The organism is Saccharothrix sp. HUAS TT1 (genome assembly GCF_040744945.1).
Classification (GTDB): Bacteria; Actinomycetota; Actinomycetes; order Mycobacteriales; family Pseudonocardiaceae; genus Actinosynnema.
The window spans coordinates 7,066,048-7,091,778 of the sequence record NZ_CP160453.1 but is presented as its reverse complement, the minus strand read 5'-3'; the positions used below and the strand labels follow the sequence as shown (position 1 = coordinate 7,091,778).

The following is a 25,731-nucleotide window of genomic DNA, read 5'->3' as shown; positions in this document are numbered from 1 at the left end:
GCGAGGAGCACCGCGCCCGCTACCTGTGGGCGTGCGGCTTGATCACCGGCGAGTAGTAGCTGCCGGAGGTGTGGAACACGTCGTTGGACCAGTCGGTGGGGTAGGGGCGCGGAGCCAGGACCTTGTTCTGCGGCGTGTCCGGCCGGATCACGATCTCGACCCGCTCCCCGCCCGCGTGGGTCGTCACGACGCACTGGTTGGTCCACGCGGTCGGCGAGGACTTGCCGCGGCTCGGGAAGTGGGCGTAGCTGTGGAAGTCGCCCGCGTAGTTGCAGAGCGTGAAGCTGTAGTAGACGGCCGCGGCAGCCGTGCCGGTGGTGGCGGCCGCGACGAGGGCGCCGACGGCGAGCGAGGCGATCGCGGTGCGAGTGGCGCGAAGGACGGACATGTCGCTCCTTGCGTTTCGGGACGTGGCCGGCTGCAGTGTCACCGAGCCGTGCGGCCCACCGCTGCGATGCGCGTTCCGCGATGCCCGAACAGCCGCACCGCGCTTCCCCGTCGTGCGACCGGGGCCGCGTCAGCCGCCGGCCGCGGCCAGCCGCCGGTGGCACCGCCGCCGGTCCCAGGAGGCGCCGAACCGCTGGTGGAGCAGGTCGACCTCGGCCACCAGGGCGTCCGCGGCGCCCGCCCCGGGATCGCGGGCGGTCAGCAGGACCGCGGCGTCCTCCAGCACCGCCGCCAGCTCGACCGGTCGGCCGACCGACCGGTAGTGCGCGGCGACGTCGAGCAGCCCGGACGGGTCGCCCGCCAGCAGCGCTCGGCAGTGGGCCGCGGCGGCGGTGGCCCGCGCCGGCAGCACCTCGTTCGCGGCCTCCTCCTCGCACACCACCAGCGCTTCACCCGCCACGTCCGCCATGTCCGCGTCCGCGGCGAGCCGCACCAGGTACGGCAGCCACTGGTGGCGCAGCGCCATCGGCGCCTCCTCCGGGCGCAGCAGCGGGGAGAGCACGCGGATCGCCTCGTCCAGCGACTCCCGCTGCTCGGCCGCCAACGCCCAGGCCACCAGCAGGAAGTCCGCGCTCTCCCGTTCGGCGGTGGTCATCCTGGTGTAGGGGCCCACGGCGTCCAGGTGCACGGCCGCGTTGGCCCGCTCGTCGCGGCGCAGCGAGATGAGCGCCGACAGCCCGTGCAGCAGCGCGGCGCCGGGGCCGGGCTCCCGGATGCGGTGGAACGTCAACCCGGCGGCGTCGCGGTTGACCCCGCTCAGCTCCACCAGCGCGCGTTCCCAGTCGCCCGTCCAGTAGTGGTGCACGGCGAAGGAAGTCTGCATCCTGGTCGACAGCCCGTGGCGCGAGATCGCGTCGCGCGCTTCCCGCAGGGTGGCCGCCGCGTCGTCCAGGCGGTCGAGGTTGTGCAGGGTGAACGCCCGGTTGTCCAGCAGGTCGCAGCGCGCCTCGATCAGCTCGGGGCGCTCGTCCAGCGACGCCAGCCCTTCGTCCAGGTGCCGCAGCGCGCGCTCGTGGTCCCGGCGCAGCGTCGCGACCGACCACCTGCTGCGCGACGCGTAGGCGGCCTCGCAGGCGTCGCCCGTCGCGTCGGCCCTGGCGCGCACCCGGGCCGCCTCGGCGTCGGCCTCGTCCAGGTCCGCCGCGGCGGCCCGGCGCAGGCCCGCGAGCAGGGCGTGGTGCCGGATGCGCCAGATCGCGGGCAGGCCCGGCGCCCGGATCGCGCCCTCCAGCACGGCAACGGCCCCGGCGGTGTCGCCCGCGCGGCTGCGGACCAGCGCGAGCAGGTGCCTCGCCTCGGCGGCGTCCGCCGGGTCGACGACCTCGGCCAGGGCGCCGGCCACCTCGGCGCTCACGTCGTGCCCGAGGTCGAACAGGGCGCGGACCAGCGACATCCACAGCGCCGCCCGGTCCTCGCCGTCGACCAGGCTGGTGGCGAGCACCCGCCGCAGCAGGTCCACCGCGAGCCGCGGCGCGCGGTCCACCAACCCGTCGCGGTGGGCCAGCAGCCACCGGGCCACCCAGGCGTCGACCACCGAGGACTCCACCGCCAGGTGCTCCGCCACCCGGTCGGCGGGGACGCCCGCCCCGTCCAGCGCTTGAGCGGCCTGTCGGTGCAGCGCCACCCGCAGCGACTGCGGTACCCCCTTGTACAGCGTCCATCGCACGAACGGGTGACGGAAGGCGAGCAGGTCGTCCGACTCGGCCACCAGGCGCGCGGACACGGCCTCGTCCAGCGCGCGCAGCAGGTGCAGCGGCAGCCGCCCGGTCACCGCGGCCAGCTCGCCCGCGTCGAACCGCATGCCCAGCAGGGCGGCGGAGCGCAGCACCTCGCGCGTGTCCTCGGACAGGTGCGCCAGGCTCTTCCGCACGCCGTTGCGCAATTGGTAGACGCCGTCGGAGGGCACGGTCTCGTCCACCTCGGCGACCCCGTCGACCACCCGCACGCAGCCGTCGCGCACCATCAGCTCGGCGATCTCCAGCGCGTACAGCGGGTTGCCCGCGGCGATGGAGGCCAGCGACCGCAGCGCCGGCCCGGACGAGGCGCCGATCACCGCGCCCACCAGCCGCTCGGCGTCCGCCGGGGCCAGCGGGGCCGGTTCCAGCACCAGGCCGCCGCCCGCCACCACGCTGCGCCGCAGGTGGTCCACCCCGGCCCGGGAGCGCTCCGGGCGGGTGGCGCCGACCAGCAGCAGCGGCAGGTGCCCGGTGGCGCCGACCAGGCGGTCCCAGAACAGCAGGCTCGCGTCGTCGGCCCACTGGAGGCCGTCCAGCACGAGCACCACGGGCGCCGTGGCGCACAGGTCCGCGACCAACCCGAGCAGCCGGTCCACCGGGGCCACCCGGTTCCACCAGCGCTGCGCCGACGGGTCGTGCAACTGCGCCGCCAGGTCCGCGCGCTGCCGGTCCGCCGAGGCCGACGTGACGTCCAGGGCTTCCAGCACGACCTGGAGCGGGAAGCGGGTGCTCAGCTCGTCGGTCGTGCCCCAGGCCAGGTGGTGCGCCGGGCCCGCCACCCCGGCCAGGGCGGTGGTCAGCAACGCCGTCTTGCCGACGCCCGCCTCGCCCTCCACCCAGATCGCCCGGCCCCGGCCGGCGAGCACGTCGTCCAGCGCGCAGCCCAGGGCCTCCAGCTCCGCCGCCCGCCCGACCAGCCCGCCGGGCGGCGTGGACGTCGGCGTCGGCTGGACCCGCAGCAGCGCGACGTCGGCGGTGCGGGCCGAGGAGCCGCTGAGGACGACCTGCTGCAGGTCGCGCAGCGCCTGCCCGGGGATCAGCCCCTCCCGGGCCAGGGCGGTGCGCGCCTCGCGGAAGCTCTCCAGCGCCTCGGCGTGCCTGCCCCCGCGGTGCAGCGCCAGCATCAGCAGCTCGCGCAACGACTCGTCCAGGGGGTGCAGGCGCACCAGCGAGGTCAGCTCGGCGACCAGCCCGGTGTGCTCGCCCGCCTCCAGCCGCGCCCGGGCCCGCAGCCGCACCGCCTCCAGCCGCAGGGCCGCCAACCTGCGACGGGCCTGCTCGGCGAACGGGCTGCGCAACCCGGCGTAGCCCTCGCCCGACCACAGCTCCAGCGCCTCGTCCAGCAGGGCGACGGCGCCGGGCAGGTCACCCGCGGCGTACCGGCGCTCCGCCTCCAGCCGGGTGCGGTCGAACACCTCGCTGTCCAGCGCGGAGCGGTCCAGCCGCAGGGAGTAGCCGTCGGAGCCCGACACCAGCGCGTCCCGCGCCGGACCCAGGGCGCGGCGCAGGCCCGACAGGTAGGTGTGCAGGTTGCCCGTGGCGCTGGCGGGCGCCGAGGAGCCCCACACGCCGGTGATCAGCGCCCGCTGCGACACCACCTGGTCGGGGTGCCCGGTGAGCACCGCGAACACGGCCTGCTGCCGGTTCGAGCCCAGCGGCACCTCGTGGTCGTCCAGCCACACGCGCAGCGGTCCGAGCACCTCCACCCGCAGCCGACCGCTCAAGTCCTCCACCACTGGGCCTCTCCGATAGGCGCCGCCCCGGCGGCGACACGTGCGGGATGCCATCTAGCCGAGATCGCGATCCTATTTTCACCCGCTTGAGCGGAACTTGATGGATGGGCCGCCTGTCTGCGCACTCCTGGTCGGACTTTTGGGCACCGCCGGGTGACGGCACCTGCTCCGCCGGGTCGCGGCTGCCCAAAACTGGATCGGTGCATCGCGGCGCCGTCCGGCGCGTGGATCTATCGCACATCCATCAAGGGGAAGCCCATGAATGCACCGATTTCCACCACCACCCCAGGCATGCTGCGGGCCGCCGGGTTGTTCCAGGAGACGCAGAACCTCGCGACGCAAGGTGTGCGCAGCGTCGAGGAGACGCTGGACGTCCTCCGGGCCAGTTGGCGCGGCGACGCGTACAACGCGTACCGGACCTCCATGAACAACTGGTTCGAGGACTGCTCGGTGATCATCAAGGCACTGGGCGACATGATCAACCTGGTGCAGGACCACGCGGTCACCACCACCCGCGGCGAGGACAGCAACGTCCAGATCGCCTCCGCCATCCCCACCGGCCCCGGCCTGGGCATCTGACGACCCGCCCCGCGAAGGAGACCACGACGTGACGAGCTACACCTTTGACCAGCGCATGGCCGACCAGGCCCGCGACCAGATGGCGGAGATCAGCACGCGGCTCCGCACCAAGCTGATCGAGATGCACGAGCAGGTCATGACCACGCTGCAGGAGTGGGACGGCCCGTCCCGCGACCAGTACCAGGTCGCCAAGAGCAAGTGGGACGCCGCCGCCAACCGGATGCCGCACAGCCTCAACGCCGCGGAGGTCGCCCTCCAGAACATCACCGGCGGGTACGTGCGGGTCGAGCACACCGGCGTCAACGCCTTCGGCGGGTTCGACATCAGGTGATCCACCGGTCGCGCCGGGGCCACCCCGGCGCGACCGGCCCACGAGAGGAGAAGCTCGCCCGATGAAGCTCGACTGGGACCGGGTCGACGACGCCAACCCCTATACCGGCGACACGACGGCGCCGCCGACGAGCACCTACGCCGGCGACACGCCCAACCTGGACGGCAGTGTTCCGCAGCCGCCCCGGACGACCGGCACCACCGGCACCACCGTGGTCAACACCGAGGCGCTCAAGACGTTCGCGCGCAACCTCCGCCAGCTCAAGGAGCTGCTGGTGGAGGCGTTGGGCAAGGTGCGGAACATCCAGCTCGCCCCCGGGGCGTTCTACCACGCCGGTCAGCTGGTGGGGAAGGTCACCGGGCCCGGTGGCCTGGTGCCCTCGGTCGAGGAGTTCCTGCTCAAGGCGATCGACGCGCTGGAGGTCACGGCGCTGGACCTGGAGCAGCTCGCCCACGACTACGACACCACCGAAGAGCTCAACGGGCTCACGGCGGTGAAGCTCGACGAGCACATCCAGGACGCGGTGGACTACATCGGCAAGACCACCGGGCTCGAGGTCAACGGCCTGGGCGAGGGGAGCTTCGACCCGACGCAGCTCGGCCTGGGCGGCGGCGGCGCGGGTGGCGGGACCACCGACCCGGACGCAGACCCGGACGCCGACCCGGACGCCGACCCGGACGCCAAGGACTGACCCACCAGGACGAGCTGAAGGCGATCGAGGATGCCCGACCCGGAAGAGAAAACGTCAGGCCCCGAAAACGGGACGGTCCACGACCCCAAGACCGACGGTGTGTACGGCGTCGGCAACGGCGTCGGCGAGGGGTCGGCGGCGGATTACGACACCATGGACTGGAAGCAGATCCAGGCCGTGATCACGGGTGCGGCGGCGGTCGGCAAGACCGACTCCGACGGTCGTCCGATCGACCGGGCGGCCATCGAGCAGCGCATGGAGACGGTGTCCAACCCCGCGTCCCTGTGGAACGCCGCGGAGGACCTGCGCTGGGTGCAGGAGGCGCTGAAGGCGGTCGGCGTCAACCTGGAGCAGCAGGTCAAGTCCCTCACCGGCGAGGACGGGCCCTGGCAGGGTGAGGCGTCCGAGGCGTTCCAGACGCTGATGAAGCCGCTCACCGACGCGTTCCGCTTCGCCGCCGAGCAGATCGCGGGTGGTCGGGCGGGCTCGCAGTCGGCCCCCCAGCAGTTGTGGGCGGCCGGCGACTACCTGGACTGGGCCCGTCGGACCGTCTGGGACATCAACCGCCACTACTCCGCCGAGATCGCCCGGATCGCGAACGCGTACAACGGGATCGAGACGCAGTTCGACCACCGGACCGGGCGGCCGGTGATCGAACCCCGGTCGGGCGAGGAAGGCCACATCCGGTACCGGATGGACAACGGCAACATCTGGATCAACTGGAACCAGCAAGTCGTCACCATGATGAGCAACGACATGCGCAAGGTGCTCAAGACGCTGGCGGCCCAGTACGACAGCGTCACCCTCCAGAAGGCGCCCCGGCAGGTCACGACGCCGAAGGGGGACGGCAACCTCGGCAACCTGCCCAACCCGTCCGGCAACGGCGACCCGAACGAGGAATACAAGGACCTCGTCGACCGGCTCCTCAACCGCGACGGCCCGAGCACGCCGGACTGGGACGAGCTGTTCAACCGGCTCGGCCCCGGTGACGGGTCCAACTCGCCGGACTGGGACGAGCTGTTCAACCGGACCGACCCCGGTGACGGCTCCAATACGCCGGACTGGGACGAGCTGTTCAACCGGACGGACCCCGGCGGCGGTTCCGGTGGTCCGGGCCCGGAGATCCCCAACGCGGCGGACATCGAACTGCCGCCCGGGACCGAGAAGTCCCTGGACAGCGCACCTCCCGGCATCAACGACTTCGAGGGCATCACCCCGCCTCCAGGAGTCGACATCCCCGACCTGAGCGGTTCGGGGCAGCCAGGTCCTCCCACGTCCTTCAACCCCGGAGAACTGCCGGGAGGCGCCCCGCTGCCCGGGCTGGACGGCCTCGGCCCCGGCGTCCAGACCCCGCCGCTGCCCGACCCGGCCGGGTTCACGCCGGGGGAGTTCGGCTCCGGTGCGCCGGGAGGGCTGCCGGGCGGCATCCCGCTGCCCACCCTGCCCGGCGGCCTCCCGTCGCCCGCCACCGGCGGCGTCCCCCGACCCGCGCCGTTCACCCCGACCGGTGGTCCGGGCACGGGGTCGACCGGGCCCGTCGACGTGACGCCCGCCGAGTTCACCGCGGTCCCGCCGCCCGACCTGGACAGCGCGGGACCGCTCCTGCCGCCGGAACTCCCCTCGCCCGCCGACTGGGCGGCCGGGCAGCCACCCGGTCTGGGCTCCTCACCGGGTGACCGCGGTGTGCCGCCGATGATGCCTCCGATGGCTCCGATGTCGCCTCCGCAGGGTGGTGGCGCCGGTGATCGTTCCGACGCCTCGGGTCTGATCGGTGGCGAGGTGGAGCCGTGGGAGGGCGCGGGTGTGCCGGGCCTCGGCGATCCGCAGGGGCTGGTGGAGCTGCCTTCGGTGGAGCCGCAGGAGTGGGCGGCGTCGCCGCAGGCAGGTGGTGTTCCGGCCGGTGGTTTGGGTTCTGGTGTGCCGCCGATGATGCCTCCGATGGCTCCGATGTCGCCTCCGCAGGGTGGTGGCGCCGGTGATCGTTCCGACGCCTCGGGCCTGATCGGTGGCGAGGTGGAGCCGTGGGAGGGTGTGGCGCCTTCCGGTGTGGGCGACCCGCTGGGGTTGGTGGAGCTGCCTTCGGTGGAGCCGCAGGAGTGGGCGGCGTCGCCGCAGGCGGGTGGTGTTCCGGCTGGCGGTTTGGGTTCTGGTGTGCCGCCGATGATGCCTCCGATGGCTCCGATGTCGCCTCCGCAGGGTGGTGGCGCCGGTGATCGTTCCGACGCCTCGGGCCTGATCGGTGGCGAGTCGCAGCCCTGGGAGGGTGTCACGCCCGCCGGTGTGGGTGACCCGCAAGGACTGGCGGAGCTGCCTTCGGTCGAGCCGCAGGAGTGGGCGGCGTCGCCGCAGGCGGGTGGTGTTCCGGCCGGTGGTTTGGGTTCTGGTGTGCCGCCGATGATGCCTCCGATGGCTCCGACGCCGCCTGCTCCGCAGGGTGGCGGCGCCGGTGACCGTTCCGACGCCTCGGGTCTGATCGGCGGTGAGTCGCAGCCCTGGGAGGGTGCCGCGCCCGCCGGTGTGGGTGACCCGCAGGGGTTGGTCGAAGTGCCTTCGGTGGAGCCGCAGGAGTGGGCGGCATCCCCGCAGCAGCAGGCGGGTGCCGTTGGTTCCGGTGTGCCGCCGATGATGCCTCCGATGGCTCCGACGCCGCCTGCCCCGCAGGGTGGTGGCGCCGGTGACCGTTCCGACGCCTCGGGCTTGATCGGTGGTGAGTCGCGGCCCTGGGAGGTCGGAGGGTTGCCGGGTTCGGGTGATCCGGGCCAACCGGGGGACGTGGCCCCGACCACGCCGCAGGAGTGGGCCGTGGCCGGGGGAGCGGGAGTGGTGCCGGACGCGGTGCCGGCGCAGCCCGCCGTGGAGCCGGTCGTGGCCGCCTCGGAACCGGAACCCCCGTCGCTGCCCGCCGACGGCCGGATCGCGCCTGGGGAAGGCGATGCCCCGCTCGTGGTTCCCCCGGCCGGTGCGGCGCCCCCTGCCGTGGCGCCCCCTGTCGCGGTGCCGCCCGTCCTGACGCCTCCTGTGGTCGTGCCACCGGCAACCGGCACGCCGACGACCGGCACGCCGACGACGGGAACGCCTTCCGGGAACCAGCCCGCGGCGAACCAGCCCGCCAGGCAGCCGGACCGCGCCGGCGGCGAGGGCGCGTCGGGCAACCCGCGCAAGGACCGGGCCGCCGTCGCGCCCGTCCTGCTGCCCGGCCACGTCGACGCCCCCGCGACGCCACCCGTCGACGAGGACGTCGTGCCGGTCATCGACCTCGACGTGGAGGAGGACACCAGCGCCTGGGGCGCGACCGGGGCGGTGGGACTGCTCTGGGGCGCTTCCAAGGCGACCCGCCGCGACGACGACGATGACGAACCGGCGCCGGCGCCGGACTACGCGCTTCGCGACAGCGCGCCGTGGCAGCACTCGTCCAGCACCGCGGTCCGGGTGCAGCCGCCGCCCGCCACCCGTCCGCGCGACGGCAGCTCCGTCCCGAAGCCCTACTTCCCCGACGACGACATGCCGATGGCCGGTGACCAGGAGGTGCCCGAGGAGGTCGAGGAGATCGGCGAGCCGGAGGCCGACGAGGAGGCCGAGCGCACCGCGAGCGACCTGCTGAAGCAGGACGAGCGGGTGTGGGGCGCCCCCGCGCCGCGCGTCCCGGGGGTCATCGAGTGAGCACCACCACCGTCAAGCGGCGACCACGCGCGTCGGGCCCCGAGCTGCCGGAGGGCGAGGAAGAGCTGCAGGAGCCACCGGTGATGCCGGAGCCCGCCGCGCGCGACTTCGGCTCCGCGCTGATGTTCATCCCGATGGCCATCGGTCCGATCGCGATGATCCTGGTGTTCTCGTCGGCGGGCGCCGGCGCGTCGCCGATGATCTACGTGATGGGCGGCGCGATGGGCATCGCCATGATCACGATGGGGCTGAGCCAGCTCGGTCGCGCCGGTTCCGAGCGCAAGCGCAAGCTCAATTCGGAGCGGCGCGACTACCTGCGCTACATCGACCAGTTGCGCACCCGGGCCCGCAAGACCGCCGACGAGCAGCGCGCCGCGGTGGCCTGGAACAACCCGGACCCGTCGTGGCTGTGGTCGGTCGCGAGCGGGCCCCGGCTGTGGGAGCGGCGCGGCAGCCACGACGACTTCGCCCGCATCCGCATCGGGTTGGGCACGCAGCAGGCGGCGATGGAGTTCACGCCGCCGTCCACCAAGCCGATCGAGGACCTGGAGCCGCTCTCGGCGATCTCGCTGCGGCGGTTCAGCGAGACCTACCGCACCGTGGGCGGCATCCCGATCTCGGTGGGGCTGCGCAGCTTCACCAGCGTGGAGTTCGCGGGCGACCCGGACGCCGCGGTCGAGCTGGTCCGCGCCATGCTCGCCCAGCTGGCCACCTTCCACGCGCCCGACGAGCTGCGGGTGGCGGTGCTCACCGGCGAGGCCAACCAGGCCGGCTGGGACTGGGTGAAGTGGTTGCCGCACAACGCCCACCCGACGGCGCGCGGTGCCGCCGGCCCGCTGCCGATGCTGGCGTGCGACCACGACGAGCTGATGACCCTGCTCGGCCCCGAGGTCACCGGGCGCGGTGAGCACGACAAGTCCGCCTTCCCCAGCGTCACCGAGCCGTTCCTGGTGGTGGTCGCGCACCTGGCGCACGTGCCGGAGTCGTCACCGCTGTTCGGCGGGGGCCTGCGCAACGCGGTGCTGCTCGACGTCACGGGCGTGATGCCCGGTGGCGCCAAGGTGCTGCGCCTGACCTGCCGCGACGACGTGGTGGAGTTCCCCGTGGGCGAGGGCGTCGGCAGCGCCACGCGCGACCGCCTCAGCGGGACCCGCGCGGAGGCGCTGGCCCGGCTCCTCGCGCCCAAGCGCACCAGCGGCACCGTCGACGTGGTCGAGCGACCGTTCGAGCAGGACTTCGAGCTGACCACGCTGCTGGGAATCCGCGACCCGCACACGTTCGACGTGGCCGCGCAGTGGCGGATCAAGACCCCGCAGCGGGCCCGGTTGCAGGTGCCGATCGGCGTCACCGAGGACGGCGAGGTCGTAGAACTCGACCTGAAGGAGTCGGCGCAGGGCGGCATGGGGCCGCACGGCATGCTGATCGGCGCCACCGGCTCGGGCAAGAGCGAGCTGCTGCGCACCCTGGTGTGCGCGCTGGTGGCCACGCACTCGTCGGAAGTGCTCAACCTCGTGCTGGTGGACTTCAAGGGCGGCGCGACGTTCCTCGGCATGGACCGGCTGCCGCACACCTCGGCGATGATCACCAACCTGGCCGACGAGCTGCCGCTGGTCGACCGGATGCAGGACTCGCTCAACGGCGAGATGATCCGCCGCCAGGAGCTGCTGCGGGAGAGCGGCCACGCCTCGCTGTTCGACTACGAGAAGGCGCGCCTGGCGGGCAGCCCGCTGCCGCCGCTGCCGACGCTGCTGGTCGTGGTGGACGAGTTCAGCGAGCTGCTGGGCAGCAAGCCGGAGTTCATGGAGCTGTTCGTCTCCATCGGACGTTTGGGGCGCAGCCTCGGCGTGCACCTGCTGCTCGCCTCGCAGCGCCTGGACGAGGGTCGCATCCACCGCGTGGAAGGCCACCTGTCCTACCGCATCGCCCTGCGGACGTTCTCCTCGATGGAGTCGCGCAGCGTCATCGGCGTCGGCGACGCCTACGAGCTGCCGTCGGCCCCGGGCAACGGCTACCTCAAGATCGACACGACCACCCTGGTGCGCTTCAAGGGCGCTTACGTGTCCGGGCCGACGGCCGTGGCCGCGCCGGTCGGCACGACGGCGGCGCCCACCACGACGCACGACCGCGTGCTGCCGTTCCACACCTACGCGCATCCCCTGCAGCACGTGCAGGTCACCGAGGAACCGGACGAGGCCGAGGAGCGGGCGAAGCCGGAAGCCCCGGTGGACGCGCCGAGCCTGGCCGAGGTGCTGATCGACCGCCTGTCCGGCGCGGGCGCGGCCGCGCGGCAGGTGTGGCTGCCGCCGCTGGCCAGCCCGCCGAGCCTGGACAGCCTGCTGCCCAGCGTGCTGCCCCACCCCGAGCTGGGCATGACCGTGCTGGACCCGGCGGTGCGCGGGCACCTGCGCATCCCGGTCGGCGTGGTCGACCGCCCCTACGAGCAGGTGCGCGAACTCCTGGCCGCCGACCTGTCCGGTTCGGACGGCCACGTCGGCGTGGTGGGCGCCCCGCAGACGGGCAAGTCGACGCTGCTGCGCACCCTCGTGCTGGCCCTCGCGACCACCCACACCCCCGAGGAGGTCCAGTTCTACGGGCTGGACTTCGGCGGCGGTGGCCTGATGTCGATCGGCGGCCTGCCGCACGTCGGCTCGATCGCCACCCGCATGGAGCGCGACCGCGTCACGCGCACCGTGCAGGAGGTCACGCAGATCATGGAGCGGCGGGAGCAGGCGTTCGCCGACCACGGCTTCGAGTCGATGAACGCCTACCGCAAGGCACGACGCACCGGCGTGATCGAGGACCCCTACGGCGACGTGTTCCTCATCGTCGACGGCTGGTTCACGCTGCGGCAGGACTTCGCCGACCTGGAGGGCAGCCTCACCGAGATCGCCGCGCGTGGCCTGTCCTTCGGCATCCACCTGGTGGTCAGCTCCTCGCGCTGGTCGGAGATCCGCCCGTGGCTGCGCGACGTGCTCGGCACCCGCTTCGAGCTGCGCCTGGGCGACCCGATGGAGTCCGAGGTCCAGGGCCGCAAGGCCGCGACCGTGCCCAACCAGCCCGGCCGCGGCCTCACCAGCTCCGGGTTCCACTTCCTCGCCGCGCTGCCCCGGCTCGACGGCAGCTCGGACACCGACGACCTGACGTCGGTCACCAAGGCGATGGCCGAGGAGATCCGCACGTTCTGGCCGGGCCGCAGCGCACCGGGCGTGCGGTTGCTGCCGACGAAGCTGCCCGTGGTGGAGCTGCCCCCGCCGGACGGGGACCTGCGCGTGTGCCTCGGGCAGGACGAGCAGCGGCTGGCCCCGGTGTGGCACGACTTCTCGGTGGTGCCACACCTGATCGCCCTGGGCGACGCGGAGACCGGCAAGACCAACGCGCTGCGGCTGGTGCTGCGCTCGGTGGTCCAGGGCTACCGCCCCGACCAGGCCAAGGTCGTGCTGGGCGACGCGCAGCGCGACCTCGACGGCGTCGTGCCCGACGAGTACCTCGTGGGGCACGCGGTGAGCACCGACGCGCTGACGGACCTCGCCACCAAGGCCGCGGTCTCGCTGCACAAGCGCGTCCCCGGCGCGGACATCTCCTCCGAGCGGCTGCGCCGCCGCGACTGGTGGGAGGGCCCGCAGCTCTTCGTGGTCGTCGACGACTACGAGCTGATGGGCGCGGGTTCCGGCATGGGCACGCCGCTGGACGCCCTGATGCCGATGCTCGCCCAGGGCGTGCACATCGGCTTCCACCTGATCGTCGCGCGCAGCAGCGCCAACGCCATGAGAGGCATGATGGACCCCGTCCTGCGCCGGCTTTGGGAGCTGGGCACCCCCGCGCTGCTGTTCTCCTACCCCAAGGAAGAGGGCAAGTTCCTCGGCGAGGCCGCGCCCCGCACGCTGCCGCCCGGCCGGGCGCAGCTCGTCACGCGGCGCGGGGTGAAGCTCGTGCAGACCGGCTTCGTGCCCGTGCCGCAGCCCGCCGGGAGCCTGTCGTGACGGCCCCGGCGGCGCTGTGCCGCGTCACCGTGGTCGGGCCCGCGGGTCGGGCCGACCTCGCGGTGCCCGTGGCGACGGCGGTCGCCGACCTCGTCCCGGTGCTGGTCGAGCACGTCGTGCCGGAGGAGGAGCGCGGGGTCGAGTACGGCTCCTGGGTGCTGCAGCGGCTGGGAGAGGCCCCGCTCGACCCGGACGGGACCCCGGAGACCCTGGACTGGCTCGACGGCGAGCAGTTCCACCTGTCGCGCGCCGAGGACCCCCTGCCGGAGCTGGACTTCGACGACGTCGCCGAGGGCATGGCCACGGCGATCGGCAGGCAGGGCGACCGGTGGAGCGACGCGGTCAACCGCAGGCTGTTCCTGGGCCTGGGGGCGACGGTGCTCGCGACGGTCGGCGCGGCCCTGTTCGGCGCGCCCGCCACGATGCCGTTCGCGGCCACGGCGGGAGGTCTGGCCCTGGTGCTGCTCGTCGCGTCCATCGCGGTGGCCCGCACGAGCGGCGACCGCGCGCTGTCGGCGGTCGCCGGGGTCGCCGGCTGCGGCTTCGCCTGGCTGACCGGCGTGATCGGCCTCGCCGGCCCGGACGACGCGGTCACCCCGGCCGGCGTGCTCGTCGGCGCGGTCGCCGCCGCGGCCTGCTCGGCGCTGCCGCTCGTGCTGCAACGCCTCGTGGTGCGCGACCTGCCGGTGGTGCCGTTCGGCGTGGTGGTCGTGACCGCGCTCGGCGCGGTGCTCGCCGGCTGGCTGCACCTGGGCCTCGACCTGGGCGGCGCGCCGACCGCCGCCGTGGTCGGCACGGTCTTCTTCCTGCTCACCCTGTTCACCCCGAAGATCGCCACCCGCGCCGCCCGGCTGCGCGGCCCCCAGCTGCCCCGCACGGCCGACGAGCTCCAGATCGACGTCGAGCCCGAGCCCGCGGCCGACCTGGTCGCGCGGACGCGGCAGGCCGACCGGTACCTCACCATGCTCGCCGTGGGCGCCTCGCCGGTGTTCGCGGTGGCGGTGCCCGCGCTGTTCGTCGACGCGGACTGGGCCGGGCACGTCATGGCAGGACTGCTGACCGCGCTGCTGCTGTTGCGCGCCAGGGAGTTCCGCAACGTCGTGCAGCGCACCGCGCTGGCGTTGGCGGGCACGTGGTGCGCGCTGGCGCAGGCGGCGGTGCTGCTCGCGCTGCTCGAACCGGTCTGGCGGATCACCGCGCTGGTGGGGCTGCTCGGTGTCGCGGTGCTGCTGGTGACCGCCGCGCTGCGCCCGCTGCACCGCCGCCCGCTGCCGCTGTGGGGGCACCTGGCCAACGTCCTGGAGATCTGCGCGGGGGTCGCGGTGCTGCCCGTGCTGCTCCAGATCCTCGGCGTCTACGCGTGGGCACGCGGATTGGCCGGGTGAGCCGTGCAGACCCAGCGGGACCACCTCCACGCCTACCAGACCATGGTCGGGCGGATGAGCTCCGCCCTGCTGCTCGGCGACACCAGCCACGGCGAGCCACCCGCCCGGCGCGCGCTGTTCGGCCTGGTCATGGGCATCGTGCTGGCCCTGCTGATCGCCATCGGCTTCGGCGTCTACGGCCTGATCAAGCCGGGTGGCTCGCAGGCGTGGAAGCAGCCCGGCGCGATCCTGGTCGAGGAGGAGACCGGCGCGACCTACGTCCACCGCGGCGGGGTGCTGGTGCCGCTGTCCAACCACGCGTCCGCCCTGCTGCTGGTCGGCGAGGGCGCGCACGTCCGGACGATCAAGCGCGCGTCGCTGGCGGGGCTGGAGCGGGGACCCGAGATCGGCATCGCGGGCGCGCCCGACGCGGTGCCCGACCGCGCCGCCCTCGTCGGCGGGCCGTGGCTGCTGTGCCTGGCGAAGTCCGGCGGCGGCATGGGGCTGGACCTGGTGCCCGGCGCGCAGGCGGCCACCGCGGGTGACGACGAGCACCTGTGGGTCGTCTCCGGCGACCGGCAGTACCTGGTGTGGCGCGACCGCAAGCACCTGCTGGCCGACGACACCGTCCCGGTCGCCCTGGGCCTCGGCGCCGGACCGCCCGTCACCGCGCCGCCCGCGTGGTTGGACGCCCTGCCGGACGGCCCGGTCATCGGCGCCGCCGAGGTGGCGGGCGACGGCAAAGCCGGGCCGTCGATCGCGGGTGAGCGGCACCGGATCGGCGACCTGTTCGAGCAGGCCACCTCGGGCGGCGTTCAGCACTTCCTGCTCCGCGAGGACGGCCTCGCCCCGCTCTCGCGGGTCGAGGCGCTGCTGGTGCAGGCCAAGCTGCAGCGCGACTCGACCCCGCTGGACACCGCCGCGCTGGCCGCCGCACCCCGCTCGGCCGACACCTCGCTGGTCTCGCGCCTGCCCGACCTCTCCGGGACCTCCCCGCTGGTGCGGGACGGGGTGACCGAGCGCGCCCTGTGCCTGCGCCAGCGGCCCGAGGGCGTGCGGGTGGTCAGCGAACTGGTGACCGCGGACCCGGGGCACAGCCCCGCCCAGGCCACCGCGGACAGCGCCGCCATCCGGCTGAAGCCCTCCTCGGGGGTGCTGGCCGCCTCCGTGCCCGTGGCGGAGGGGCGCAAGCCGGACCGCTTCCTGATCACCGATCGGGGTGTCAAGTACTCGTTGCCCGACGACGGCTCGGTGGCCGCGCTGGGGTTCGGCGGTGTCGTGCCCACGCCCGTCGCAGCCGAAGTGCTGGCCGCGGTGCCCAGTGGGCCCGCGCTCGCCCGCGGCGCCCTCGGCGTGGTGGAAAAGGGAGGCAGTTGACATGGGCCTGATGACCAGCCGACGCGGCGGCGTGGAGATGACCAGCCGGATGATCGGCAACGCGCTGGTGGTCCACCCCCGGGACCAGTTGACGACCGAGGCCCGCAACCTCGCCCTCGTCGTGGCCGTCGACCCCCACCACGACCTCGTCGTGGTCGACCTCCCCACCGGCAGCCCGTTCTCCGCCTGGGAATCGGTGGCGGACCTGATGCCCCGGCCCCGGCGCGGGGTGCGGATCGTCATCGGCGGCCGGTCCCGCGAGACCACCGCGCTGGCCGGGCAGTGGTTGGCCGAACGCCTCAACCGGCCGGTGATCGCCCCCGACGGCGCGATCCTGCCGGGCGCGGGCGGTTCGCTGTTCGTGGACGCGGGCCGCAACAGCGGGTGGATCAGGTTCCAGCCGGGCAAGCCGCCGCGCTGGGAGTCCAAGCGGTTCCCCAAGCCCAACTGGGAGTCCGAGGTGGTGGCCGACGCGCTGGCCACCAGCGCGACCGGCATCGCCGAGCCGCTGGGCGGCGGGGTGTGGATCAGGCCCGCCTGCGACGACGGGCAGCTGCGGGCGCACCGCGCCCGGTTGCAGGAGAACCTGCCGTGCCAGCCCGACCTGCTCACCCTGGTCCTCGGCTGCCCCGACGCGCCGCCCATCTCGTTCGACGACGTGGCCCGCTTCTGGGTCGGCCTCCCGGCCGCGCTGAGGGCCAGGACGCGGTTGCTGCGCTACGGGCGGCTGTCCGACTCGGACGGCGGTTCCCCGGAGCAGGCGCTGACCAACTTCGTCGGCGAGGAGCTGGTCTGGTACACCGGCCTGCCGGTGGGCTCGGTGGCCGACCCCGACGTCTACACCATCCGCGCGGGCGGCGCGCCGGGCTGGCGCAGCGCGGCCCGCGAGCTGGCCTACACCCCGCAGCCCGCCGGTGCCACCCCGCCGCCCCGGCTGGTCAGCCACCGGCCGCCCGTGCACGGCGTGTCCGAGGTCGGCCCGGCGGTGTACTGGTACGCGCCCGACGCGGTGGTGGAGGTGGTGCCCGCCGGGATGTGGGTCCGCCCGCCCGCGGCGCCGGAGCACGCCGACTCGGTGCGGGCGACGCCGATCGACCCCGAGCGGCACCTGATGCTGTTCGAGGCGCCCGACGAGGCGACCGGAGCCCGGATGAAGGTCCTGGCCGACGACCTGGTCGCCCGGCTCGACCCGGCGACGCGCTGGATGAGCGACGTGGTGCCGGCCGCCGCGCGCCCGGCCGGGGTGCTCGCCCCCACTCGACCCGCCGGCCGGGCCATGGCCGAGATCGACGCCGAACCCGACGGCGCCGAGGTCGTCATCCTGGAGGTCGTCTCCCCGGAGAGCGCCGCCCAGCCCGGCTCGCCGGCGGTCGGTCCGGCTGCCGAAGCGGTGGCCAGGCCGGTGCCCACGCCGGTGCCCATGCCTGTCGTGGACCTGGTCGTCGCGGGTGACGACCTCGACGCGGAGACCCGGCGGCAGCCGAGCATCGACCAGCGGTTGACGCCCGGTCGGCCGGAGTCGGCCATCGCGCCGCCACCCGCCGCGCTGCCGCCCGCCGCGTTGCCACCTGCCTCCCTGCCGCCCACTTCGCCACCACCTACTTCGCCATCCCCCGCCGTGCTGCCGCCCGCCGCGCCGCCGCGCACCGAAGCGGCCTTCGCCGCGACCCCGCCGGTCGATCCCGACCGGGTGCCGGTCGACGTGCCGACCGCGCCTCCGGCCGCGACGCCTCCGGGCGCCGCGCCACCACCCGCCGCGCCTCCGAGTGCCGTGCCTTCAGCCGGCACCCCGTCGGTGGCCGAGCCTCCGGTGGCCGTGCCGCCGGCTGTCGGCCCGCCCGCCGCCCTCGCCCCGGTCGCCGCGCCTCCGGTCGGGGGGACCTCCCCGGCCGTCCCGCCGGCCGGCGCCCGACCGGTGGCCGCGCCACCCCAGAGCAGCGAGGCCGACGTGCCGTCCCCCGACACGTCGGCCCCGCCCCCACGTGACCAGCCACCCGCCGGCGCCGTCCAACCCGCCGAGGCTGGCGGGTCCGCCGGCGACACCCGCTCCGGCGCGGACACGGCGGTGCAGCCCGTGCCCACCGCCGCCGCGGCGGCCGTGGTGCCCAAGCGCGGGCTGGACGAAGAGCGCGCGTGGTTGCGCAAGAGCCTCAACGAGCAGTTCTCGTCGGTGGCGAACTCGGTGGCCCGCGTGCTCTCCGAGCACCCCAGCTTCCAGGGCTCCAGCGGCCGGCCGGCCGACCTGCTGACCGACGCCGTGGCCGTCCGCCTCTACCTGTCCGCCGACGGCGACGGCGTGGACGACGCGCTGCGCAACGCCGTCGTCGGCCCGCACGTGCCGTTCGCGCGCTGCGTGGTCTCCGGTCTGAGCCGCCTGCCCTCGCACCGCGGCATCGCCGTGTTCACCACCTCGCTTACCGAGCCCGAGTGGGAGCTGTACCGGGGCCGCAAGCTGGTCACCGAGTGGGGGTTCCTCAACGCCCTCAGCGAGCCCTGCGCGCGCCAGGAAGGCGACGTGGACGTCGTGGTCTGGTCGATGACCGGTCGGCGCACGCGGCTGCTGGAGCCGGAGGTCGGCGGCACGGCCGACCGCGTGCTGTTCGTCCCCGGCACCAGCTTCAAGGTGCTCGGCCTGGCCGAACCCGAGCAGGGCGGTCGCGGCCGGGTGCTGCTGCGCGAGCTGGCCGCCGGGGAGATCGACGCCAACGGCCGGGTGGACCGCAACCGCGTGTCACTGGACGAGCTGGCGGCGGTCGCGCTGCGCGCCGGCGCCGACAAGTGGGCCACGGCCCGGCGCGACCCGCGCACCCCCGCGCACGCGGTGCCCAGGTTCCACACGTTGCCGGGCCTGGTCCGCCGCGCCCGAGCGGAGAGGTCGCAGGCATGAACCGACAGTTGCTCGTGGTGGCGCAGAACAGGTCGGACGCGTACCCGACCATCGGCGCCGCCCTCGCCAACGCCCGCGACGGCGCCATGATCAGCGTGCTGCCGGGCCGCTACGACGAGAGCCTGGTGCTCACCAGGATGGTGACGCTCAGCGCCGAGGAAGGGCTGGGCACCGTCGAGGTGCACGCGGCCACCGGCAGCGTCGTCGTGGTCGACGCGGAAGCCGTGCGGCTGACCGGCCTGGTGCTCACCGGCGCCGCCGACGACGTGGCGGCGCTGGACGCCCGGCGCGGCGAGGTCGCGCTGGACGGCTGCCGCGTGTCCAGCGCGTCGTGGGCCGCCGTGCTGGCACGGGGGCGCGGCCGGGTGTCGCTGCGCGGGTGCGCGCTCACCGCGACCGGCGGCGCGGCGCTGGTGGTCACCTCGCCCGACCAGAGCAGCGTCGAGGACACCGAGATCGCCGACGCGGCGTCGTCGGGCGTGGTGGTGGCGGAGGACGGCGCGCTGGTGCTGCGCCGCGTCCGCGTGCTGCGCGCGGGCGGCAACGGGATCTGCGTCAACGGGCGGGCCCGCGCCGTGGTCGAGGACTGCTCGGTGGTCGACACCGGCAAGCCCGCCGTCGTGGTGGAGGGCGAGGCCGCCGCCGACGTCCGCAACCTCCAGGTCAGCGGCAGCGGCAGCCTCGACCTGTACCTGACCAGCACGGGCGAGGTGACCGTGGCCGAGTCCCGGTTCACCGGCGCGGGGGTGCAGTCGGCGCACCTCGCGGGCGGCGCCAAGCCCCTGCTGCGCGGCTGCCGCTTCGAGGGCGCGGGCCGCAACGCCGTCCAGGTGACCGGGACCGCCGCGCCGCGCTTCGAGGACTGCCGGGTCGACGACAGCCCGATCGGCGTCGTCGTGGACGGCGAGGCCGCGCCCCGGTTCACCAAGCTGTGGGTCGGCGGCTCCACGCACGGCGCGGTGCTGGTGCGCGCCGAGGCCAGGGCCGAGATCCGGGGGCTGCGCGCGGAGCCGTCGTCCGGCCCGGCCCTCGTGCTGTCCGGGCGGTCCACCCTGGTGCTCGCCGACGCCGAGGTGTCCGCGGGCGACGGCGTCGGCCTCGACCTGTCCGGCGAGGTGATCGCCGAGGTCGGCGACCTCAGGGTCGCGGGTCGCGCCGACCACCTGGTCACGCTCTCCGGCGGCGCCCGCGCCACCCTGGCCTCCGCGCTGCTGCGCGGTGGCGGCCTGCACGTCGGGGAGAACAGCCTGGCCACCGTCCGCGACGGCGAGGTCGTCGCCGCCGCCGCGGACGGTCTCGAAGTCGCCGGTGGAGCGCTGCACGCCACCAGGTGCCGCGTCCGCGACGCCCGGCGGCACGGCGTCCACGTGCACAGCGGCGGGCGCGCCGACGTGCACGACAGCGAGGTCACCGGCAGCGCGGGCGACGGGGTGCTGCTGGACACCGAGGAGGACGCCTCCGTCGTCGGCTGCACGGTCACCGGCAGCGGCGGCACTCCCGTGCACCGGCGCGTCGAGCACGACCGGCTCACCGTCACCGGGCTGGTCACCGACGAGCGCCAGGTCGCCGTCGGCATCGGTCCCGCGCCCGCGGACCGGCCCGCGGACGACCGGCTGCCCGGCGTCCGGCCGACCGGCGGCCAGGACGGGGACCCGGCCGGCGGGGTCGCCCTGGACGGGCCGCTGGCCGACCTGGACGGGCTGATCGGCCTGCACGGCGTGAAGCAGGAGGTCATCGGCCTGATCAACCTGATCCGGATGAGCCAGCGCCGCAAGGAGCTGGGCCTGCCGATGCCACCGATGTCGCGGCACCTGGTGTTCGCGGGTCCTCCCGGCACCGGTAAGACCACGGTCGCTCGGCTCTACGGCTCGGTGTTGGCGGAGTTGGGCATTTTGTCGCGCGGGCACATGGTGGAGGTGGCGCGGGCCGACCTGGTGGCCCAGTACATCGGCGCTACGGCCATCAAGACCGCTGAAGTGGTGAACAAGGCCATGGGCGGGGTGCTGTTCATCGACGAGGCGTACACGCTGTCGAGCCAGTCCGGTGGCAGCGGACCGGACTTCGGGCAGGAGGCCATCGACACGCTGATGAAGATGATGGAGGACCACCGCGACGAGATCGTGGTCATCGTCGCGGGCTACTCGGAGCTGATGGAGCAGTTCCTCGCCTCCAACCCCGGCCTGGCCTCCCGCTTCACTCGCACCATCGAGTTCCCGAACTACAGCGTCGAGGAACTGGTCACCATCACCGCCAACCTGTGCCGCAAGCACTACTACGAGCTGTCCGACGACGCGGTGGGCGCGCTGGCCGACTACTTCGACCGGGTGCCCAAGAACGACACCTTCGGCAACGGCCGCGTCGCCCGCAAGCTGTTCGAGGCGATGGTCAACAACCAGGCGTCGCGCCTGGCGAACGAGCCACCGGCCAAGGACTCCGACTTCAACCGGCTCACCGCGGCGGACCTGGTGCCGGAACTCGCCGCCCTCGGCGCGGCGGCCCCGTCAACCGGCGGTCCCGACGCGGGCACGGACCCGGCCGCCGCGCTGGCCGCGAGCCGCGCGTGGGCGCGGTTGAGCGCCCTGCAGGGCTTGAGCGACGTGCGCGACGCGTTGGGGCGCAACACATTGCGGCTCTGCGGGCTCAAGCAGCGCCGCAGGCCCGTCGCCCGGCAGGCGAGCGCGGTGCTGACCGGCCCGCGCGGCACCGGCCGCAGCGAGGTGGCCCGGCTCTACGCGCAGGCCCTCGCCGAACTCGGCCTGGTCGACGCGGGCCACGTCGTGCGGGTCCGGGTCGGGCTGGACCTGTGCCCGCGGTGGCCCGGCCAGGCCGCCAGCCTGGTGGGCCGGGCGTTCGAGGACGCCGCCGGCGGCGTGCTGGTGCTCGACGTCGACGCCGGCTGGCTCACCGACTCGGTGGAGCGCCGGGCGGAGACCGCCGAAGCGCTGGTCGAGGCGGTCCGCCGGGACGCCGACGGCGTGGTCGTGCTGCTGCTGGGCGAGCGGAGGCCGGTGCGCGACCTCCTCGCGCTCGACCACCTGCTGGCCGAGTGCTTCGCCGAGGCGTGGGAGTTCACCGAGCACGGCGTGGACGACCTGGTTCGGATGGCCGTGCGGCACCTGGCCCGGCGCGGTCACGACGTGCCGGACGACGCCGTCACCGCGCTGCGCACCCGCATCGAGGGGTCGGCGGACCGCACGGCCCACGGCGCCCACCAGCTCGCGGACCACCTCGCCGCCACCGCGGCGTCCCGCACCCTCACCGCGGCGGACCTGCGCTCGCCGGCGTCGGGCGGGTTGGCCGCCGTGGGCTGATCGGGCAGACGCGACTTCGCAAACAGGCTGTCCGAACCCGCGCGCGCCACCGGTGGGCGCGTCCACCCACACCCTTGATCGAGGAGGTCGACATGTCCGATCAGCACACCGAACACCTGGAGCAGCTCTTCGCCCAGCTCCGCGAGCAGCAGCGGCTCATGGCGGAGACCCAACAGCGGTTGCAGGAGATCCAGGCCACCGTGACCGCGCCCCGCAGGGTGGTGTCGGTGACCGTCGGGCACGGGGGTCGCGTGACCGACGTCAAGTTCCCCACCGCCGCCTACAAGAAGATGCCGCCCGCCGAGCTGGCCGGCGTCCTGGTCGACACGATCGCCGAGGCGCAGCGCAAGGTCGGCGACGAGGCCGCCGAGCTGCTGGCGCCGCAGATGCCCGCCGGCCTGGACGCCAAGGCGATCTTCTCCGGCGAGTTCGACGCGAAGTCGTTCGTGCCGCCCGAGTCGGGCCTGCCGGAATCACTGCGTGCCGCGCTGCGGACCAAGAGCTGAGGAGAAGACGATGGCGGCAGACAGGCCCGGCACCGGCGGTGGTCGACCGCCCGGGGGTCAACCCCTCGGCGGAGGAACGCCCAGGACACCCGACGTGCCACCACCGCTCGCCGGCGACGGACCCATCGTCGGCGACCCGGCCCTGCTGCGGCGCGCCGGGGAGCACTTCGGCGTCCAGGCGGGCATCTTCAGGTCCATCCTCTCGGATTACGACTACCTGCACAAACCCCCGGTGAAGACCTCCGTGCCCGACGCGATGGAGACCAGCACGGGCAAGACTTTCCTGCCGCCGTACATGGAGATCACGCACGCGTTCATGACCGCGGTCCGCGGGATTTCCCGCGGTTTGACACTCACCCAGGACAAGCTCGACAAACTCGCCCAGAGCCAGGAGGACGCCGAGGAGACCAACACCCGGTACGCCCAGAACGCGGTGGTCGTCCCCCCGGGGCAGGGCCCCGGTGCGCCCCTGCGGAAGGGGACGACACCGCGTGACGTCGATCAGCCGAGCGCGATCACCCCGGCGAGGACCGGGCCGATCCGGAAGGGCGTGGTGCCCAGGGGGGAAGCCTTGGACCAGCGCGTGCCGTCGGACATCGGAATCCCGGTGTCGCCCCAGGTCCTCGTCAACGCGCTCGGCGAGCGGATCGGCGTGCTGGCGCCCATGGGGGCGGAGGTGCCCGGCGAGGACGGGCGGGTGTTCCTGACGGGCCCGGACGGACGGCTCAAGGGCTTCTTCCAGCCCGATGACGAGCACACCCTGGACGAAGTGGTGCGGGGCGTGCTGCAGCCGGGCTTCGTGCCGAGCCGGGAGGAGGAACCGGTGGAGCCGTTGTCGAGCACGCCGTCGCTGAGCTTCCCGGCGGAGCGGGTGGACGGGCCGAACTCGCTCTTCGAGCCGCCCGCCACCGAGCCCTTGCGGGCCGATTCGATCGCCTTCCCAGGTGAGCCGGGGGCTCGACCGGTCGACGACCTCGGCGAACCGCTGCCGGTGGAGGTCCTGCCTGACGGGACCGAGCTCTACGCGCCGGTCTGGGCCACCCCGGCCGAGTCGCTGCAGACCCCTCCGGTTGTCGTGGTGCCGGAAGAGCGGGATCCGAACGAGTCGTAGGACGTCCGACCGACCACCCCGCCCACCCCGCCCCTCCTCATGCCTGACGGGATTCCTCGCGATGCCTGTTGATCTTGATCCGTCGTTGGTCGGCGATATCGGCATGATCTTGTTGGCGGGTCAGGAGATCCCGCGGATCAGTTCGGCCGAGGCGTATGAGTTGGCGCGGGGTTGGGCGGGGTTGTCGGCTGGGTTGGTGGGGGCGGCTGGTGGTTTGGCGGGGTTGTCGGGTGTGGTGGAGGGGGGTGTTGGCGAGGCGGCGGGGCGTGCGTTTCGTGGGTATGTGGCGGGTTTGGGTGAGGTGGTTCCGCGTTTGGTGGTGGTGGCGGGGGAGCAGTCGCGGAGTTTGCATGCTCTGGCGTTGCAGGTGGAGCATGCGGAGTATTCGATCGTGATCGAGTTGGCGTTTTTCGGTCAGATGGTGTTGTGGGCTTTGGCGAGTCCTTTCACGGCGGGTTTGGTGCCGCAGATCGTGACGTACGGGCGGTTGGCGGTGGGGCGGATTCTGGAGCGGTTGAACTGGTCTGTGCGGTTGTTGGTGGAGGCGGTGCAGGAGGCTGCGCAGGAGATGGCGCAGGACGCGTTGGCGCAGTGGTGGCAGTTCGAGGACGGGAATCGTGAGGAGTGGGATGTCACGAGCACGTTGTTGTCGGGTGCGGGTGGTGCGTTGGCTGGTGGGTTGATCGGTGGGGGTTATTTGTTGGGTCGGAAGTTGGCGCCGGATTCGGTGGACAGTCCGTTTTTTGCGGCTGGTGTGGAGGGTGCGGGTGAGGGTGGTGCGGGTGCGATCATGGCGGGGGCGACGGGGCAGGGTTTGGAGGATGTGTGGATGGGGGTGGTGAGTGGTGCTTTCACGGGGGGTTTCGAGGCTGGGTTGGATCGGTTGGTCGGTGAGAATTATCTGGATGAGGAGGAATCGGGAGAGGAGGCTGACGACACCGGGCAGGAGGTCGGGCCGGAACCCGAACCGGGAGTGGGAGAACCGGCGCCGGAACAACCCGGTCTCGACGTCCCCGCTCCCGAAGTTCCCGCTTTCGAGGTGTCGCCCGCCGAAGAACCTGGTTCCGAGCAGCCCGGCGCCGAAGAACTCGGCACCGAAGAACCCGGCGCCGGAGAACCGGGTACTGGCGAGCCTGCTTCCGAGCAGCCTGGCGCCGGAGAACCGGGTTCCGAGCAGCCGGGCACTGGACAACCGGGCACCGGAGAACCGCCTTTCGAACAGCCGGGCGCCGGGGTGCCCGTGGACGACGTGGTGGACCCGGTCACGCCCGGGGTCGATGGCCGGGACGGGTTCGGACGCGACGTCGGCATCGGCGCGGGCGTCGTGCTCGCGGGTGGAATGGTTGCCGGTGGTGCGGCGGCCGTCACGACCGGTCCGGGTGCGCCCGGGATCGCCAACCCGCAGCCCGAGCGGCCACAGGCGCCGGTCCCGACCGCGGAAGTGCCGCGGGAGCAGGTAGGCGGACCGGACCAGGGGACCACCGCGCCGCCGGTGACGGTGGTCGACCCGCGGACTTCGGAGATCACTCCGCAGGCCCCGGTGGTCGAACCGCGCGAACCCGTCGGGGGCGTGCCGGATCCGGGCGATGGGAAGAACCTCGGGGAGGACCGACCGGGCGCCGGGAACGCGGCGGGCGATCAGCTCCGGCCCCCGGGGTTGAACGAGCGGTTGCCCCTGCACCAGGGGCCGGCCGACGCGGTCGGCCTGCCGGATCTGGAAACAACGTGGTGGTCCTCCCTCGACCCGCGTCCGGTCGACGACATGTCGACGGCACCGGAGGCGAGAGGGCCTGAGGTCGTCCAGTCCCCGGCGCCACAGCCCTCGGTGACACCGACGCCGCAGACGCAAACACCCCAGCCGCCGGCTCAGGCCGGGCCGACTCAGACCGCGCCGACTCAGACTGGACCGGCTCAGGCCGGGGCGACCCAGGCCGGGCCGACTCAGGCTGCGCCGACTCAGACCGGGCCGACTCAGGCCGGGCCGACCCGGGAGCAGACGGGTGCCTTGCCGGTCGACC

14 protein-coding genes are annotated in these 25,731 nt (G+C 73.8%); 11 read left to right on the top strand and 3 right to left on the bottom strand.

Features of this window, described 5'->3' with window-relative positions; all coding sequences use genetic code 11:
• Positions 1-19: 19 nt before the first annotated feature.
• Positions 20-388: a hypothetical protein gene (locus AB0F89_RS31275; RefSeq protein WP_367129252.1), complete on the bottom strand. Its 369-nt coding sequence runs from the start codon at positions 386-388 to the stop codon at positions 20-22.
• Between the two features lie 129 nt (positions 389-517).
• A complete protein-coding gene (locus tag AB0F89_RS31270) occupies positions 518-3,907 on the bottom strand; it encodes a BTAD domain-containing putative transcriptional regulator (protein ID WP_367129251.1) in 3,390 nt (1,129 codons plus the stop codon).
• A gap of 267 nt (positions 3,908-4,174) precedes the next feature.
• Between AB0F89_RS31270 and AB0F89_RS31265 the strand changes: the two genes are divergently transcribed.
• The 11 genes from AB0F89_RS31265 (at position 4,175) to AB0F89_RS31215 (ending at position 23,713) form a co-directional block, all read left to right on the top strand.
• Entirely contained in the window at positions 4,175-4,495 is a 321-nt protein-coding gene (locus AB0F89_RS31265; RefSeq protein WP_367129250.1) for a WXG100 family type VII secretion target, read from the top strand.
• A 28-nt stretch (positions 4,496-4,523) separates the two neighbouring features.
• The gene (locus tag AB0F89_RS31260) at positions 4,524-4,826 is read left to right on the top strand and encodes a WXG100 family type VII secretion target (RefSeq protein WP_367129249.1); all 303 of its coding nucleotides are present in this window, start codon (positions 4,524-4,526) and stop codon (positions 4,824-4,826) included.
• Positions 4,827-4,887: 61 nt separating this feature from the next.
• Positions 4,888-5,517, top strand: a complete 630-nt coding sequence (locus AB0F89_RS31255) for a hypothetical protein (protein WP_367129248.1) — start codon at positions 4,888-4,890, stop codon at positions 5,515-5,517.
• 30 nt (positions 5,518-5,547) lie between these two features.
• Complete coding sequence (locus AB0F89_RS31250) at positions 5,548-9,177, top strand: WXG100 family type VII secretion target (protein WP_367129247.1); 3,630 nt, start codon at positions 5,548-5,550, stop codon at positions 9,175-9,177.
• A complete protein-coding gene (gene eccCa, locus AB0F89_RS31245) occupies positions 9,174-13,157 on the top strand; it encodes a type VII secretion protein EccCa (protein ID WP_367129246.1) in 3,984 nt (1,327 codons plus the stop codon). The genes AB0F89_RS31250 and eccCa overlap by 4 nt, the downstream gene beginning before the upstream one ends.
• The gene (eccD, locus tag AB0F89_RS31240) at positions 13,154-14,542 is read left to right on the top strand and encodes a type VII secretion integral membrane protein EccD (protein WP_367129245.1); all 1,389 of its coding nucleotides are present in this window, start codon (positions 13,154-13,156) and stop codon (positions 14,540-14,542) included. Before eccCa ends, eccD begins: the two co-directional genes overlap by 4 nt.
• Positions 14,543-14,545: 3 nt before the next feature.
• Positions 14,546-15,898 (top strand): type VII secretion protein EccB, encoded by a 1,353-nt coding sequence (gene eccB, locus AB0F89_RS31235; RefSeq protein ID WP_367129244.1) that lies wholly within the window; start codon positions 14,546-14,548, stop codon positions 15,896-15,898.
• 10 nt (positions 15,899-15,908) lie between these two features.
• Positions 15,909-18,785, top strand: coding sequence for a hypothetical protein (locus AB0F89_RS31230; protein ID WP_367129243.1), 2,877 nt, complete (start codon positions 15,909-15,911; stop codon positions 18,783-18,785).
• Complete coding sequence (locus AB0F89_RS31225) at positions 18,782-22,096, top strand: right-handed parallel beta-helix repeat-containing protein (protein WP_367129242.1); 3,315 nt, start codon at positions 18,782-18,784, stop codon at positions 22,094-22,096. The genes AB0F89_RS31230 and AB0F89_RS31225 overlap by 4 nt, the downstream gene beginning before the upstream one ends.
• Before the next feature lie 92 nt (positions 22,097-22,188).
• On the top strand, positions 22,189-22,602 hold the full coding sequence (locus AB0F89_RS31220) for a YbaB/EbfC family nucleoid-associated protein (protein ID WP_367129241.1): 414 nt from the start codon (positions 22,189-22,191) through the stop codon (positions 22,600-22,602).
• 94 nt (positions 22,603-22,696) lie between these two features.
• On the top strand, positions 22,697-23,713 hold the full coding sequence (locus AB0F89_RS31215; protein WP_367129240.1) for a hypothetical protein: 1,017 nt from the start codon (positions 22,697-22,699) through the stop codon (positions 23,711-23,713).
• A gap of 37 nt (positions 23,714-23,750) precedes the next feature.
• On the opposite strand, the gene AB0F89_RS31210 is transcribed toward AB0F89_RS31215, so the two are convergent.
• Entirely contained in the window at positions 23,751-25,394 is a 1,644-nt protein-coding gene (locus AB0F89_RS31210; RefSeq protein WP_367129239.1) for a pentapeptide repeat-containing protein, read from the bottom strand.
• Positions 25,395-25,731 lie beyond the last annotated feature (337 nt).

Coding starts and splice junctions, on each gene's coding strand:
- AB0F89_RS31220 (WP_367129241.1), top strand. CDS start 22,189: ATGTCCGATCAGCACACCGAACACCTGGAGCAGCTCTTCGCCCAGCTC.
- AB0F89_RS31225 (WP_367129242.1), top strand. CDS start 18,782: ATGAACCGACAGTTGCTCGTGGTGGCGCAGAACAGGTCGGACGCGTAC.
- AB0F89_RS31250 (WP_367129247.1), top strand. CDS start 5,548: ATGCCCGACCCGGAAGAGAAAACGTCAGGCCCCGAAAACGGGACGGTC.
- AB0F89_RS31255 (WP_367129248.1), top strand. CDS start 4,888: ATGAAGCTCGACTGGGACCGGGTCGACGACGCCAACCCCTATACCGGC.
- AB0F89_RS31275 (WP_367129252.1), bottom strand. CDS start 388: ATGTCCGTCCTTCGCGCCACTCGCACCGCGATCGCCTCGCTCGCCGTC.
- AB0F89_RS31265 (WP_367129250.1), top strand. CDS start 4,175: ATGAATGCACCGATTTCCACCACCACCCCAGGCATGCTGCGGGCCGCC.
- AB0F89_RS31230 (WP_367129243.1), top strand. CDS start 15,909: ATGACCAGCCGACGCGGCGGCGTGGAGATGACCAGCCGGATGATCGGC.